14 protein-coding genes and 1 tRNA gene are annotated in these 15,664 nt (G+C 43.0%); all 15 read right to left on the bottom strand.

The genetic code is table 11. The features are described from left to right. On the bottom strand, window positions 1-141 hold a 141-nt coding region (gene tuf, locus HZA08_08540), incomplete at its 3' end, for an elongation factor Tu (GenBank protein MBI5193471.1). Window positions 142-237: 96 nt separating this feature from the next. Beyond that, on the bottom strand, window positions 238-2,316 hold the full coding sequence (gene fusA / locus HZA08_08545) for an elongation factor G (protein ID MBI5193472.1): 2,079 nt from the start codon (window positions 2,314-2,316) through the stop codon (window positions 238-240). A gap of 72 nt (window positions 2,317-2,388) precedes the next feature. Beyond that, window positions 2,389-2,859, bottom strand: coding sequence for a 30S ribosomal protein S7 (gene rpsG / locus HZA08_08550; GenBank protein ID MBI5193473.1), 471 nt, complete (start codon window positions 2,857-2,859; stop codon window positions 2,389-2,391). A gap of 127 nt (window positions 2,860-2,986) precedes the next feature. Next, the gene (locus HZA08_08555; protein MBI5193474.1) at window positions 2,987-3,358 is read right to left on the bottom strand and encodes a 30S ribosomal protein S12; all 372 of its coding nucleotides are present in this window, start codon (window positions 3,356-3,358) and stop codon (window positions 2,987-2,989) included. A 51-nt stretch (window positions 3,359-3,409) separates the two neighbouring features. Beyond that, window positions 3,410-7,546, bottom strand: coding sequence for a DNA-directed RNA polymerase subunit beta' (gene rpoC / locus HZA08_08560; GenBank protein ID MBI5193475.1), 4,137 nt, complete (start codon window positions 7,544-7,546; stop codon window positions 3,410-3,412). Between the two features lie 110 nt (window positions 7,547-7,656). Further along, complete coding sequence (gene rpoB / locus HZA08_08565; GenBank protein MBI5193476.1) at window positions 7,657-11,646, bottom strand: DNA-directed RNA polymerase subunit beta; 3,990 nt, start codon at window positions 11,644-11,646, stop codon at window positions 7,657-7,659. Between the two features lie 91 nt (window positions 11,647-11,737). Next, complete coding sequence (gene rplL, locus HZA08_08570; GenBank protein ID MBI5193477.1) at window positions 11,738-12,127, bottom strand: 50S ribosomal protein L7/L12; 390 nt, start codon at window positions 12,125-12,127, stop codon at window positions 11,738-11,740. A gap of 49 nt (window positions 12,128-12,176) precedes the next feature. Continuing rightward, window positions 12,177-12,707: a 50S ribosomal protein L10 gene (locus HZA08_08575; protein MBI5193478.1), complete on the bottom strand. Its 531-nt coding sequence runs from the start codon at window positions 12,705-12,707 to the stop codon at window positions 12,177-12,179. Window positions 12,708-12,858: 151 nt separating this feature from the next. Beyond that, entirely contained in the window at window positions 12,859-13,554 is a 696-nt protein-coding gene (locus HZA08_08580; GenBank protein ID MBI5193479.1) for a 50S ribosomal protein L1, read from the bottom strand. A 110-nt stretch (window positions 13,555-13,664) separates the two neighbouring features. After that, window positions 13,665-14,090 carry a 50S ribosomal protein L11 gene (gene rplK, locus HZA08_08585; GenBank protein MBI5193480.1) on the bottom strand — a complete coding sequence of 142 codons (426 nt, stop codon included), beginning with the start codon at window positions 14,088-14,090 and terminating at the stop codon, window positions 13,665-13,667. Window positions 14,091-14,109: 19 nt separating this feature from the next. Continuing rightward, window positions 14,110-14,640, bottom strand: a complete 531-nt coding sequence (nusG, locus tag HZA08_08590) for a transcription termination/antitermination protein NusG (GenBank protein ID MBI5193481.1) — start codon at window positions 14,638-14,640, stop codon at window positions 14,110-14,112. Window positions 14,641-14,688: 48 nt separating this feature from the next. Continuing rightward, window positions 14,689-14,871: a preprotein translocase subunit SecE gene (secE, locus tag HZA08_08595; GenBank protein MBI5193482.1), complete on the bottom strand. Its 183-nt coding sequence runs from the start codon at window positions 14,869-14,871 to the stop codon at window positions 14,689-14,691. A gap of 171 nt (window positions 14,872-15,042) precedes the next feature. Further along, window positions 15,043-15,119, bottom strand: a tRNA-Trp gene (locus HZA08_08600). Window positions 15,120-15,192: 73 nt separating this feature from the next. Further along, window positions 15,193-15,342: a 50S ribosomal protein L33 gene (gene rpmG, locus HZA08_08605; GenBank protein MBI5193483.1), complete on the bottom strand. Its 150-nt coding sequence runs from the start codon at window positions 15,340-15,342 to the stop codon at window positions 15,193-15,195. Between the two features lie 54 nt (window positions 15,343-15,396). After that, window positions 15,397-15,664, bottom strand: a 268-nt coding sequence (tuf, locus tag HZA08_08610) for an elongation factor Tu (protein MBI5193484.1), incomplete at its 5' end; no start/stop codon positions are given.

Raw genomic sequence — 15,664 nt, forward strand, 5'->3', positions numbered from 1 at the left:
ATAAGGAATATAATCCGCTAATCCCTTCTTATGTAACAGCATTGTTATTGCCGCTGTCAGTGTCGTCTTACCATGGTCAACATGACCAATAGTACCAATATTTATATGCGGCTTCTTCCTCTCAAACTTTGCCTTTCCCATCTCTATTCCTCCCTTTTATCTAAGTGAATGGTGAATGGTAAATGGTGAATAGTGTCAACTTAATGGTTTCTATTCACTATTCACCATTCACTGTCTTTATCCTTTAACCTTACTAACTATCTGTTCAGAGATATTTCTTGGAACCTCTTCATATCTCGCAAACTGCATTGTAAACGTTGCGCGCCCCTGTGTAAGGGACCGGAGGTCTGTTGCATAGCCGAACATCTCGGATAATGGTACTTCAGAGTCTATAATCTGAGCGCCGGATCTTGGCCTGACACCCATTATCTTCCCTCTCCTTGAATTTATATCGCCTATTACATCACCCATATATTCTTCTGCTGCTGTTACTTCAAGGTCCATTACAGGCTCAAGCAGAACAGGGGTTGCCTTCCTTGCCCCTTCCTTAAATGCCATTGACCCTGCTATCTTGAAGGCCATTTCAGAAGAATCCACATCATGATATGACCCGTCAAAAAGCCTAACTTTAACATCCACAACCGGATAACCGGCCAAGACACCGGAATCCAGTGCCTCTCTAATCCCTTTTTCAACTGCCGGTATATACTCACGCGGGATTGAACCTCCAACTATATCATTCTCAAACTCGAATCCTTCTCCGGGCGCCTTAGGCCCTACCTCAAGCCATACATGCCCATACTGACCGCGTCCTCCGGTCTGCCTTATATATTTGCCTTCTATCTCCACACTGTTCTTTATTGTTTCCCTATATGCAACCTGAGGCTTGCCGACATTTGCCTCAACCTTAAATTCCCTCAAAAGCCTGTCTACAATTATCTCAAGATGAAGTTCACCCATTCCTGATATAATGGTCTGCCCGGTCTCTTCATCAGTCTTTAACCTGAATGAAGGATCTTCCTGAGCAAGTTTCAGCAATGACAATGTCATTTTTTCCTGGTCTACCTTGGTCTTTGGTTCTATTGCAATTGATATAACCGGTTCAGGAAATTCAATGCGCTCAAGTATAACAGGGTTCGCCTTATCACACAGCGTATCCCCTGTTGTAGTGTTCTTCAATCCTACTGCTGCACCAATCTCGCCGGCGAACATCTCCTTAATCTCTTCCCTCTTATTAGCGTGCATCTTTAAGAGGCGTCCGACACGCTCAGTTGAATCTTTAGTAGAATTATAAATATATGAACCGGAGTTGAGAACCCCTGAATATATCCTGAAAAAGGTCAACTGACCGACAAAAGGATCTGTCATTATCTTAAAGGCCAGTGCTGAAAAAGGCTCACTATCATCCGCGCGTCTCTCAACCTCCGCCTCTGTATCAGGATGAATTCCTTTAACCGGCGGCAAATCTAAAGGTGACGGCAGATAAGCCAGAATAGCATCCAACAACAACTGTACTCCCTTATTCTTAAAGGAAGACCCGCATAAAACAGGGTTTATCTTCATGGCTATAGTGCCCTTACGCAAGGCAGCCTTGATCTCTTCTTCCGTAACCGCTTCACCTGCCAGATATTTTTCCATTATTACTTCATCAACATCCGCCAGTTTCTCTATCATCTTATCGCGATACTCATGTGCCATATCCAGTAATTCTTCCGGAATCTCATCTACACGATATTTTGCACCGAGCGTTTCATCATCAAAATATATTGCCTTCATTGTAATCAGGTCAACAGGCCCCCTGAAAGTGTTTTCAGCACCTATTGCAAGTTGAATAGGAACAGGGTTTGCACCAAGCCTGTCAACCATAGATTTAACACTTTCAAGAAAATCAGCACCTATCTTATCCATCTTATTTATAAATGCAATCCTCGGCACACCATATTTATCAGCCTGACGCCATACAGTCTCTGACTGAGGCTCTACGCCCTGCCCTGCATCAAATATTGCCACAGCCCCATCCAGAACCCTTAATGACCTTTCAACCTCAATAGTAAAATCAACATGTCCAGGCGTATCAATAATATTGATCCTGTAATCTTTCCAGAAGCATGTGGTCGCAGCAGAGGTTATGGTAATACCACGCTCTTTTTCCTGCTCCATCCAATCCATTGTAGCAGCACCATCATCAACCTCACCGATCCTGTGGGTCATGCCGGTATAGTACAGTATACGTTCTGTTGATGTAGTTTTACCTGCATCAATATGTGCCATGATGCCTATGTTCCTTGTCTTCTCTAACGGATACTGTCTTGCCACTTAATCCTCCAAATTCATTCTAACTTCTAACTTCTTATTTCTGACTTCCTGCTTCTAACTTCTACCTATGCTCTACCAACGGTAATGTGCAAACGCTTTGTTTGCCTCTGCCATTCTATGCGTTTCTTCCTTCTTCTTAATTGAACCGCCGGTTCCATTGGCTGCATCAATAATCTCTGCTGCCAACTTTTCTTCCATACTCCTGCCTGAACGTTCCCTTGAAAATTGCACAAGCCATCTTATTGCAAGTGCATTACGCCGCGGGGTTCTTATGTCCACAGGTACCTGATATGATGCACCGCCTACACGCCTGGACTTGACCTCAACCACCGGCCTTATATTGTCAAGGGCTGAGCGAAATATCTTCACAGGGTCAGCAGACGATTTCTCTTTAACTATATCAAGGGCGCCATAAAATATCCCTTCAGCCGTACTCTTCTTCCCTGCCTTCATAAGAAGATTAACAGTCTTGGTTATCAGTAAATCATTGTACTTCAAATCCGGTACTGTTACACGATGTGGTGTTTGCCTGTGTCTCGACATCTTTAATTCTCCTTACAATCTTAATTTCAAAAAAAAAATCAACACCAAACAATTATCTCTTAACTAAAAAAACCAGAGACAATCTTTCCCAAACCATGCCTGGCTGTAATTATTGGTGAATGCGGAACTACTTAGGCTTCTTGGCCCCGTACTTGGACCTGCTGCGCTTTCTGTTTGCAACTCCTGCTGAATCAAGCGTTCCACGAACTATATGATACCTGACTCCAGGTAAGTCCTTTACCCTGCCGCCGCGTACAAGAACAATTGAATGTTCCTGCAGGTTGTGCCCTTCACCCGGTATGTATGATGTAACCTCAATACCATTAGTAAGACGCACCCTTGCTACCTTCCTTAATGCAGAGTTCGGTTTCTTTGGTGTAGTTGTATAAACCCTGATACAAACCCCTCTCTTCTGAGGACACCCCTTCAAGGCCGGACTCTTTGTCCGGCTCTTCACCATCTTTCTACCCTTCCTGACTAATTGATTTATTGTCGGCACAACTTCTCCTCACAAGATTAAGAAACGTTCTATTTGCAAAACTTTGAAATCTTACTTAATTACATCCTCTTTGTCAAGAGTTTTTTTTGACCTTGCAGATATACCCTCTTCTACTGACTTTAAATAAGTCTCACGGTATATGGGAAACCCTGTCCCAGCCGGTATAAGCCTTCCTACAATGACATTCTCTTTAAGGCCTAACAGTTCATCCATCTTGCCGCTGACTGCCGCCTCTGTCAACACCCTGGTGGTCTCCTGGAATGACGCTGCTGATATAAAGCTGTCAGTTGTCAGTGCCGCCTTTGTTATACCCATAAGCACCGGCATACCGATTGCGGGTTTGCCGCCTGATTTCAGAACCCGTTCATTCTCATCCTCAAAAATAAACCTGTCCACCTGACTGCCTATCAGAAACTCTGTATCACCTGGGTCTTCAATCTTCACCTTCCTGAGCATCTGCCTCACGATAATTTCTATATGCTTATCATTGATTGTTACACCCTGAAGCCTGTATACCTGCTGAACCTCATCTACAAGGTATTTCTGAAGCTCTTTCGGCCCAAGTATGCTTAGAATATCATGCGGGTTAGCTGAACCGTCCATCAGAGGTTCACCTGCCATTACCCAGTCACCTTCATGAACATTTATATGTTTACCTTTTGGGATAAAATATTCCTTTGAATCTCCGGCATCATCCTTAACAAGTACCCTTCTCATTCCCTTTACGAAACCGCCGAATTCTATTGAACCGTCTATCTCGCTGATAACAGCCTGTTCCTTAGGCTTCCTTGTTTCAAACAACTCGGCTACCCTTGGAAGACCTCCTGTTATATCTTTTGTCTTGGTAATTTCTCTCGGTATCTTTGCAAGGATATCTCCGGGATGCACAATTGCATGCTTTTCAACAAGTATATTAGCACCTGTAGGCAGCAGATACCTTGCAACAGCATTGGTCTCTGCAAGCTTAACTGTTTTGTTGGATTCATCCTTGATGGAAATCCTCGGCCTCATGGTTGTACCGGCAAAGTCAACAATAACCTTCCTTGAAAGCCCTGTTATCTCATCCACATCTTCCTTCATGGTAATACCATCAGCGATATCACCAAAGGCAACCTTTCCGCCGACTTCCGTAAGGATCGGCATAGAATGAGGGTCCCACTCAACAAGCTTCTGGCCTGCCTTTACCTTCTGTCCGTTAGCCACCTTTAATCTGGCCCCGTACACAACTGAATACTTTTCCTTCTCTCTGCCTTCTTCATCACAAATTACAATCCTGCCGTTTCTGTTTAATGCAACCAGATCACCGTCTTTATTCTTTACTGTGTTAAGGTCTGAAAACTTCAGGATACCGGGGTTCTTTGCCTCAAGCACTGTCTGCTCAACAACCTTACTCGCTGTTCCTCCTATATGGAACGTCCTCATTGTAAGCTGAGTGCCGGGTTCGCCTATTGACTGGGCCGCAATAATACCTATTGCCTCCCCGATATCAACAAGATTACCCCTTCCAAGGTCTCTTCCATAGCACTTCTGGCACACACCCCTCCTTGACTGGCATGTTAACACAGACCGGATCAATATCTTATCAATTCCCGCCTCTACGATTTCTGTAACCTTTTGCTCATTAATCTCATCACCGGCAGGTACTATAACTTCATTATTAATAGGGTCCCTGATGTCATCAACACCGATCCTGCCGAGTATCCTCTCTTCCAATGGCTCAATGATCTCACCGCCCTCAACAAGAGAGGTCACGAAAATGCCGTCCTGACTCTTACAATCTATCTCTGTTACTATCACATCCTGTGCAACATCCACCAGCCTTCTTGTAAGGTAACCTGAGTTAGCAGTTTTTAGCGCTGTATCCGCAAGACCTTTTCTTGCACCGTGGGTTGATATAAAGTACTGCTGAACAGTCAGACCTTCACGGAAATTAGCTGTAATAGGGGTCTCGATAATTTCACCTGATGGTTTTGCCATAAGACCTCTCATACCACCTAACTGACGTATCTGCTGTGCACTACCCCTTGCACCGGAGTCTGCCATCATGAATATTGAATTAAAATCCCTCTTATCTTTATTTCCGCCCCCCAGCTCAGCCATCATCTCTGTTGCAACCATCTCTGTTACATGAGCCCATATATCAATAACCTTATTGTATCTTTCACCATTTGTTATCAAGCCTTCTGAATACTGCTGCTGAACCTCAAATATCTCCTTCTCAGCCTTTTCAATAAGCTGTGCCTTTTTCGTTGGGATATGCATGTCGTCAATAGAGATTGAAAGCCCAGACTTCGTAGCTGACCTGAACCCCATCTCTTTTATCTTATCAAGAAACTCCACTGTCTCACGATGCCCTGATTCCCTGTAGCATCTGTCAATCAGCTTGCTAATCTCTTTCTTATTCATAACCTTGTTTACATGAGCAAACGGCATATTTGCCGGTTTTATCTCTCCAAGCAAAACCCTTCCAGTAGTTGTATCAGTAAGTTTGCCTTCTATCCTAACCTTAATCTTTGCATGTTCTTCAATAACACCTGCATCAAAAGCCGCCCTGACCTCAACAGGAGAAGAAAACACCCTCCCTTCCCCTTTTGCACCTGCACGCTCTTTTGTCAGGTAATAACAGCCAAGGACTATGTCCTGAGTAGGAACAACGATAGGACCGCCATGTGCAGGTGAAAGAATATTATTAACAGAAAGCATTAATACCCTCGCCTCAATCTGTGCCTCAACAGAAAGCGGTATATGAACAGCCATCTGGTCACCGTCAAAGTCTGCATTAAACGCAACACAGACCAATGGATGGAGCTTTATCGCCTTACCCTCGATAAGTATAGGATCAAAAGACTGAATACCGAGTCTGTGCAGTGTCGGCGCCCTGTTAAGAAGCACGGGATGCTCTTTTGTGACCTCTTCAAGGATGTCCCAGACCTCCGGCCTTTCCTTCTCCACCATCTTTTTTGCACTCTTTATAGTGGTGGCATAACCCTTCTCTTCAAGCCTGTGAAAGATAAACGGCTTAAAAAGCTCAAGTGCCATCTTCTTGGGAAGACCGCACTGATGGAGTTTCAGGTCAGGACCTACAACAATAACCGACCTGCCTGAATAATCAACCCTCTTTCCAAGAAGGTTCTGCCTGAATCTCCCCTGCTTTCCTTTAAGCATATCGCTTAATGATTTAAGGGGTCTCTTATTCGGCCCGCGTATAACTCTGCCCCTTCTGCCGTTATCAAATAAGGCATCCACTGCCTCCTGAAGCATCCTCTTTTCATTACGTATAATAACTCCTGGGGCCTTTAGCTCCATAAGTTTCTTCAAACGATTATTCCTGTTGATTACCCTGCGGTATAGGTCATTAAGGTCTGATGTCGCAAACCTGCCGCCGTCAAGAGGAACCAATGGCCTTAACTCCGGGGGAATAACCGGTATAACATCCATTATCATCCATTCAGGTTTATTGAGGGATTTTCTAAAGGCATCAATAATCTTGAGCCGTTTGCTCAGTTTCTTTTTGATAGCAAGACTGCTTGCATTCTCAATCTTTGTTCTTACCTCAACATAAAGTGTTTCAAGGTCAAGTTTGACAAGAAGGTCCTTGATTGATTCCGCACCTGTGCCGGCCTTAAAAGAAGATGGGCCATACTGCTGCTGAAGCCTCCTGTATTCGTCTTCAGTCAGGAGGTCTCTTTCCTTTATAACAGAAGGAGGCACTTCGCCGATATCTGTAACAATATAACTCTCAAAATAGAGAACCTTCTCAAGATGACGGAGTGTCATGTCAAGCAGATTCCCGATCCTGCTTGGAAGTCCTTTAAGAAACCATATATGTGCAACAGGGGCGGCAAGTTCAATATGCCCCATTCTTTCACGCCTGACCTTGGACTGGATTACCTCTACACCGCATTTATCACACACAACACCTCTGTGCTTCATCCGCTTGTATTTTCCGCACAAACATTCCCAGTCTTTTGTAGGCCCGAATATCTTGGCACAGAAAAGTCCATCCCGCTCAGGCTTAAAAGAGCGGTAATTTATAGTCTCCGGCTTCTTTACTTCACCATGAGACCACGACCGGATCTTCTCCGGAGAAGCAATGCGTATCCTGATAGCATCAAAGGATACCGGCTCCTTTGGCTTTTCGAATAAGCTGTATAACTTCTCCCAATTTTTATCCTCTGTTATTGCCATTTAAACCCCCATTTTTTAGTTAGCAGTAAGCAGTTAGCAGTAAGCAGTGAACAGATGCTTAATCAGCTTATATTCTGCTAACTGTTTACAGCTTACTGCTTACTATTTTTTTAATTTTCCTCTTTATGTTTCAGCAGTTCGACGTCAAGGCCGAGGCTCTGCAATTCTTTTATCAATACGTTGAAAGACTCAGGCAGCCCAGGTGTAAGGAAGTTTTCTCCCTTAACTATAGACTCATACATCTTTGAACGCCCGGGGACGTCATCTGATTTAACTGTTAGAAATTCCTGAAGTGTTGCCGCTGCACCATACGCCTCTAATGCCCACACCTCCATCTCTCCGAGCCTCTGCCCTCCGAACTGAGCCTTACCTCCAAGCGGCTGTTGAGTTACAAGTGAATATGGGCCTATGGACCTTGCATGTATCTTGTCATCTACAAGGTGATGAAGTTTCAGCATATACATATATCCTACTGTTACAGGGCGATCAAACCGCTGTCCTGTACGTCCATCATATAACACCATCTGACCTGAAGTAGGGAGTTTTGCCTTCTCCAGTAAGGCCTTTATCTCCACCTCTGCAGCACCTTCAAATACAGGTGTAGTAACATGAATACCTAACGCCTTTGCAGCCATTCCAAGATGTGTCTCAAGTATCTGCCCTATGTTCATTCTTGAAGGAACCCCAAGAGGATTTAGTATCATATCTACAGGGGTACCATCTTCGAGGAAAGGCATATCCTCCATAGGCATTATAACTGATACAACCCCCTTATTACCATGCCTTCCTGCCATCTTATCCCCGACAGCCATTTTTCTTTTTATTGCAATATAAACCTTTACTAATTTTATAACACCCGGCGGAAGTTCATCACCCTTTTTAACCCTGCTAATCTTCTCATCATATATCCCCTGCAATGTCTCTATCTGCTGTTGTGCATAACTGCCGATCTCCTCAAAGCTCTCCATATCTTCAGCATCGTCCAGCACAATATCAGCAAGAATTTCATCACTCATATCCTGAAGGATAGCCTCAGTAAATTCCTTTTTCTTCTGCAGGATTGTCTTTTTTGAAGCAGGGTCAATAACATGTTTTGCTGAAACTTTCCCAATAAGGAATTTCTTCAGCCTCCTGTTCTTTTCTTTTTCAATAATCCTAACTTCTTCCTGCTGGTCTTTCTGGATTCTTAATATCTCATCATTTTCAATGCTCTTTGAACGTTCATCTTTCTCAACACCCTTACGGGAGAATATCCTTACATCAACAACCGTTCCCTCTATTCCAGGAGGCACTGTGAGTGAGACATCCTTTACATCTCCTGCCTTCTCACCGAATATAGCCCTGAGTAGTTTTTCTTCAGGTGTAAGCTGCGTCTCCCCCTTAGGTGCCACCTTTGCAACAATAATATCACCCGGTTTAACCTCAGCGCCTATACGCACAATACCGCTTTCATCAAGATTACGCAGTGCATCTTCACTGACATTAGGGATATCCCTTGTTATCTCTTCCTTGCCGAGTTTTGTATCCCTTGCCTCAATCTCAAATTCTTCTATATGTATAGAGGTGTATCTGTCTTCCCTCGCAAGCCTTTCGCTTATAATAATTGCATCCTCAAAGTTGTAACCATCCCACGGCATAAATGCCACAAGGACATTCTGCCCCAGTGCAAGTTCTCCCCTGTCTGTAGCAGGGCCGTCGGCAAGCACCGCTCCCTTTTCTACTACCTGTCCGGCATCCACTATGGGTTTCTGATTAATGCATGTATTCTGGTTTGAACGTTTACATTTCACAAGATTATATATATCAAGGCTCATCTCTTCCATGGGAGGTTTACCCTTTTTATGCCTGCCGGAAGATTTTATCTCCTCCACCCTGACTACGATCCTGTTTGCGTCAACATATTCAACAGTACCGCCCTTTTTAGCCAGCACTACCCTTCCTGAATCTCTTGCAACCATCTTTTCCATGCCTGTACCGACAAAAGGAGCTTCAGTATGAATTAGCGGGACTGCCTGCCTCTGCATGTTTGATCCCATCAATGCCCTGTTTGCATCATCGTTTTCAAGAAACGGAATCATTGAGGTAGCCACACTGACAATCTGCTTGGGAGATACATCCATATATTCAATCTTGTCAGAAGAAACCAGTACAAAGTCGCCGCCGTAACGGGCAGATACATTCTCTGAGGTAAGCCTTCCTTCTGCATCCATCGGAGAATTTGCCTGTGCTATATAATATTTATCTCCATCTATGGCAGAGAGATAATTTATATCATCAGTCACCTTAGCGTTCACAACCTTTCTGTATGGAGATTCAATGAAACCGAATTCATTGACCCTTGCATAAGTTGATAGTGAAGTTATTAACCCGATATTAGGACCTTCAGGCGTTTCAATCGGGCATATACGTCCGTAGTGTGTCGGGTGAACGTCTCTGACCTCAAATCCTGCACGCTCTCTTGTTAAACCTCCCGGCCCAAGGGCTGACAACCTGCGTTTATGGGTAATCTCAGACAATGGATTGGTCTGGTCCATGAACTGTGATAACTGACTGCTCCCGAAAAACTCTTTTACAGCCGCTATCACAGACTTGGCATTAATAAGGTCATGCGGCAGTGCAGCCTCAAGGTCAAGAATATTCATCCTCTCCTTGATAGTCCGCTCCATCCTTGCCAGACCGATACGGAACTGATTCTCAAGGAGTTCCCCTACACACCTGACCCTCCTGTTTCCAAGATGGTCAATATCGTCTATCTCTCCTTTACCGGCCTTCAGATTAACAAGATATTTAATTGCCTCTATTATATCCTGAGATGTCAGTACCCTTTGAGTAAACGGTACGTCTACCCCCAGTTTCTTATTTAATTTAAGCCTGCCTACAGGGGCAAGGTCATAACGTTTAGAATTAAAAAACAGGTTATCAAAAATGACCTTTGCAGTATCTATTGTGGGACTCTCACCCGGACGGAGTCTCTTGTATATTTCGATAATAGCGGCATCGGATGTCTCAATAGTTTCCTGTGATAAAGTATCCCTGATAACAGGAAGTATCTGGAAATTATCAATGTAGAGCAGGTCTATCTTTTCAATGCCGGACTTTGCAATATTTTCTAAAACTGCTTCAGTTAAAACACCATTACAACCTGCAAGAACTTCACCCGTCTCAGTATCAACAATATCATTAAAGACTATACGGCCTGCAAGGTTTTCAGAGGAAAGAGGTAACTCTTTAATCCCAAGATTCTCCATCTTTTTTAACATACCTGGTGTTACCCTTACACCCTCTTTTACCAAAATCTCACCGGATTTCTCATTTATAATGTCATAAGGGATCCTGCTGCCGCCGATTACCTTTGCATCAATCTTACTATAGAATTTCTTATTTTTTACATAAACCTCTTCTATAGGATAGTATAATTTTAAGATATCATAAGTTGTGAAGCCTAAAGCCTTTAACAGTATTGTTGCAGGAAATTTTCTTCTCCTGTCTATTCTTGCATATAAAATATCCTTTGTATCAAACTCAAAATCAAGCCACGAACCCCTATATGGAATAATCCTCGCGGAAAACAAGACCTTTCCACTGATATGTGTCCTTCCCTTATCATGTGTAAAGAATGCGCCGGGAGACCTCTGAAGCTGGCTCACAACAACACGTTCAGTTCCATTAATAATAAATGTCCCGTTATCCGTCATAAGAGGCAGCTCTCCAAGATACACCCATTGCTCTCTTACTTCTCTGGTACTTTTTACGCCGGTCTTTTCATCCTTTTCCAGTATCTCAAGGTTTACCCTTATCTTCATCGGGACCGCATAAGTCATCCCTCTCTCAATACATTCCCATATTCCGTACTTGGACTCTCCAAGAGAATATTCACTAAATCTTAATACTGCTGTTTCATTAAAATCAGATATGGGGAATATGCTGTTAAAAGCAGCATGGAGGCCGGAATCCTCTATCTGATCAGGAGGAACATCTTTCTGTATAAACCTCTCAAAGGACTTTTTCTGAATCTCTAATAATTCTGGTATCTCAATCTTTGCCGGAATCTTTGAGAAATCTTTTCTTACAATACATCCTTTGATAATTGGATCATTCATGTTTTATTATCCACTCCCATAAAAAGGTTAATTGGTATCTTTATGGGTCAAGGGGTCAAGGGGAACCCTCGAACCCTCAAACCCTTGCAATCTATTTTACCTCTACCTGTCCGCCATTCTCTGTTATCTTTGCCTTAATTGTCTCTGCCTCTTCCTTGGTAACCCCTGTCTTGATTGGTTTTGGGGCACCGTCTACAAGGTCCTTAGCCTCTTTAAGCCCAAGGTTTGTAAGCTCTCTTACTACCTTAATAACCTGAATCTTCTTATCTCCTGCAGAAGTCAATATGACATCAAAACTTGTCTTCTCTTCAACTGCAGCAGGGGCAGCACCTGCTGATGGTGCAGCAGCAACAGCCATCGGTGCAGCAGCGGAAACTCCGTATCTTTCCTCAATCTTTTTTACAAACTCTGCAAGCTCGATAACCTTCATGTTGTCAATAAAATTAAGCACATCATCCATTGTTAAATTTGCATCCGACATCTTTATCTCTCCTCTTTGTTATTATTGTTTATTATTAAGATGAAAATAGTTAATTGTTTTTTGTATCTTTAACTGCACTAAGTGCATACGCAAGTTTGCTCATAATACCCTGCAAGGTATAAGCCAGGCCATATAGAGGGGATTTCACACTGCCGAGGGCCATAGAAAGCAATACCTCTTTTGACGGCATATTTGCTACTTCTTTTATCCTGGCGGCATCAAGAACAATGCCTTCAAATACGCCGACCCTTAACTTAAACGGCTCTAATTTAGTGCTGAACTCATGCACTACTTTAGCTGTTGCAGCAAGGTCTTCATAACCAAAAACAACACCTGTTGTCCCTGTAAAATGTTCATCTACTTTTTTTACACCCGTTCCTTCAGATGCCCTGACTGCCAGTGTATTTTTGATTACCTTATACTCTGCACCACATTTCCTGAGGCGAATCCTCAGGTCAGTAAGCTGGGCAACTGTCATACCTTTATAATCAGTAAGAATTACCGCACCTGCCTTCTCAAACTTTTTGTGCAGTTCCTCTACTGCTTTTACCTTTTCCTGTTTACTGACATTCATTTCCAAATTCTATATCCCTCCTTTCTCTGTTTAGATTACACCATACCGAACCGAGAAAGGATAAATTGTTTTTATAACTCGTCTCGGCAGGCCGAACCGCATAAGGTTCAATTAAGTGAACAAACGCCTACTGTCTCCGACATTACTGACTTATGTTTTAATCGAACATATTCCCGACTGCTGCCGGGTCTATCCTGATACCGACTCCCATTGTTGACGAAAGTGTTATGGTTTTGAGATAACGGCCTTTGCTTGTTGACGGCTTTGCCTTTATGATAGATTCCAATACAGCAGCCGCATTCTCAAGGAGCTTTCCTGTATCAAATGATTTTTTCCCGACAGGTACATGAACTATTGAAGTCTTATCTACCCTGTACTCTACCTTACCGAGCTTTATCTCTTTAACCGCCTTGCCGACATCAAAGGTAACTGTGCCGAGCTTAGGATTCGGCATTAGCCCGCGAGGCCCCAATATCTTTCCCAGCTTTCCTACAATGGCCATAATATCCGGAGTAGCAACAACACGATCAAACTCCATCCATCCATTGGTTATCTTCTCAGCAATATCTTCAGCACCGACATAATCAGCACCCGCATCTCTTGCCTCCCGCTCCTTCTCGCCTTTGGCAAATACCAATACACGTACACTCTTTCCGATGCCGTTCGGGAGCACCACAGCGCCTCTAACCATCTGATCAGAATGTCTTGGATCAACCCCGAGTTTTACTGCCAGGTCAACACTCTCATCAAATTTTGCCCATGCAGTCTCCCTTGCCATCGCAATCGCCTCTTCAAGAGAATAAAACTTGTTTCTGTCTACCTTTTCAAGACTGTTTTGATAATTCTTACCCATCGTAAACCCCTCTTTTCATTAGTTAGCAGTAAACAGTGAACAGTAAGCAGAAAAACGATTTCATCTGTCTGTTTTTTTTTGCTCACTGCTTACTGCTTACTGTTCTTTAATTACTCTGTTATATCAATCCCCATACTTCTTGCCGTACCGGCGATAATATTATATGCCGCATCAATATCATAGCTATTCAGGTCAGGTGTCTTTGTTTTAGCCACCTCGCGAACCTGTTCTCTTGTAAGCCTGCCGACCTTATCTTTATTTGGGACTCCGGAACCTTTTACAATACCTGCTGCCTTCTTCAACAGTTCAGACGCAGGCGGTGTCTTTAGCACAAAAACAAAAGACCTGTCAGAATAAACAGTTATCTCTACCGGAATTATTGTCCCTTCCTGGCCCTGTGTTTTTGCATTAAATCCTTTACAGAATTCCATTATATTTACACCATGCTGTCCAAGCGCCGGACCAACAGGAGGAGCCGGATTCGCCTTACCTGCAGGAAGCTGTAATTTAATAACCCTTAATATCTCTTTTGCCATCTCTTAATTCTCCCTTCAATTATAATTTTTCCACCTGCAGAAAATCCAATTCCACCGGTGTTGCCCTTCCAAAAATACTCACAAGTACCTTTACCTTGCCGTGGTCAAGATCTACATCATCAACAACACCATTAAACCCGAAGAAAGGCTCGACAATGATTCTCACTGCATCTCCTCTGTTAAGCTGTATCCGGCTTCTTGGCGCTGCAATGCTTGCATCCATCTGCTGCCTGACGGATTCCACCTCTTTATCTGATAAAGGTGAGGGGACACCGCCTCCTCCGACAAAACCTGTTACCTTAGGTGTATTAGTAACAAGCCCCCATGTCTCATCCATCATGTCCATTTCAACAAGAATATATCCTGGAAAAACCTTTTTGGTAGCAACCCTCTTTTTCCCTTCCTTTAATTCAACCACATTCTCAGTAGGAATCAGTATCTGTCCGAACTTTTCAGTCAAGCCGAGACTGCCGATCCTTTCTTCCATGTTTGCCTTTACCTTATTCTCAAATCCTGAATAAGTGTGAACTACATACCATAGTTTAGCCATGAAATCCTCGTTAATTTCCCAATCCAATATTCAATTAAACCAAATAACTTATGGAAGTATCTTTGCAATTATTGTTGTTAATGATACGTCTACAGCCCACATGTAAATCGTACATATCAAAACAAAAACAATTACAACAAGGGTGGTTCCAATTGTGTCTTCCTTTGATGGAAATGTGGTCTTTTTGGTTTCTGTCTTAACTTCCTCAAAAAAGTCTTTTACATTACCTATTAATTTTGAATATTCCAATTCTTATTTTACTCCTTCATATAATTCAGCTAAATATCCTTAAAAAATAATCACGAATAAAAACTTATTTATTTGCTAAATTCGTATCCTAATTATCACAGTCAATCTAACTTCTTGCTTCTTACCTCTAACTTCTTGCTTATACCGGCTCATTGGCAGGCCAGGAGGGATTCGAACCCCCATCACCCGGTTTTGGAGACCGGTGCTCTAGCCGTTGGAGCTACTGGCCTGTGATTTAAATAATTCATATTCCACACAACCTCTTACTTCTTGCTTCTTATTTCTTGCTTCTTGCCTCTATCCTCACTTCACCTCTTTATGCGGCGTATGTTTCCTGCAACAGGAACAATACTTCTTCAACTCTATTTTGTCCTGAGTATTCCTTTTGTTCTTTGTTGTTGAATAATTACGGTTCTTACATTCACCACAAGCCAGCGTTATTATATCGCGCATATCTTAACTCCTTTGTTATCTTCCTTATCTAACTTCTTGCTTCTGACTTCTTGCCTACTCTATCACCTTACTAACAACTCCTGCACCGACTGTCCTGCCGCCTTCCCTGATTGCAAACCTCAATCCCTCATCCATTGCAATAGGTGTTATCAATGAACCCTCTATGGAAACATTGTCTCCGGGCATTACCATCTCTACTCCCTCAGGCAACTGCGTAATTCCTGTCACATCCGTTGTCCTGAAGTAAAACTGCGGACGGTATCCATTAAAGAACGGTGTATGACGACCACCCTCCTCCTTTGTCAATACATATACCTCTGCC

It is taken from the genome of Nitrospirota bacterium (assembly GCA_016212215.1).
In the GTDB taxonomy this organism is placed as follows: Bacteria; Nitrospirota; 9FT-COMBO-42-15; order HDB-SIOI813; family HDB-SIOI813; genus JACRGV01.

What these genes read in the sequence shown, in the direction of transcription:
- HZA08_08580 (MBI5193479.1), bottom strand. Translation starts at nt 13,554, where the DNA reads ATGGGTAAGAATTATCAAAACAGTCTTGAAAAGGTAGACAGAAACAAG.
- rpsG (MBI5193473.1), bottom strand. Translation starts at nt 2,859, where the DNA reads ATGTCGAGACACAGGCAAACACCACATCGTGTAACAGTACCGGATTTG.
- rplL (MBI5193477.1), bottom strand. Translation starts at nt 12,127, where the DNA reads ATGTCGGATGCAAATTTAACAATGGATGATGTGCTTAATTTTATTGAC.
- rplK (MBI5193480.1), bottom strand. Translation starts at nt 14,090, where the DNA reads ATGGCAAAAGAGATATTAAGGGTTATTAAATTACAGCTTCCTGCAGGT.
- rpoC (MBI5193475.1), bottom strand. Translation starts at nt 7,546, where the DNA reads ATGGCAATAACAGAGGATAAAAATTGGGAGAAGTTATACAGCTTATTC.
- nusG (MBI5193481.1), bottom strand. Translation starts at nt 14,640, where the DNA reads ATGGCTAAACTATGGTATGTAGTTCACACTTATTCAGGATTTGAGAAT.
- rpmG (MBI5193483.1), bottom strand. Translation starts at nt 15,342, where the DNA reads ATGCGCGATATAATAACGCTGGCTTGTGGTGAATGTAAGAACCGTAAT.
- rpoB (MBI5193476.1), bottom strand. Translation starts at nt 11,646, where the DNA reads ATGAATGATCCAATTATCAAAGGATGTATTGTAAGAAAAGATTTCTCA.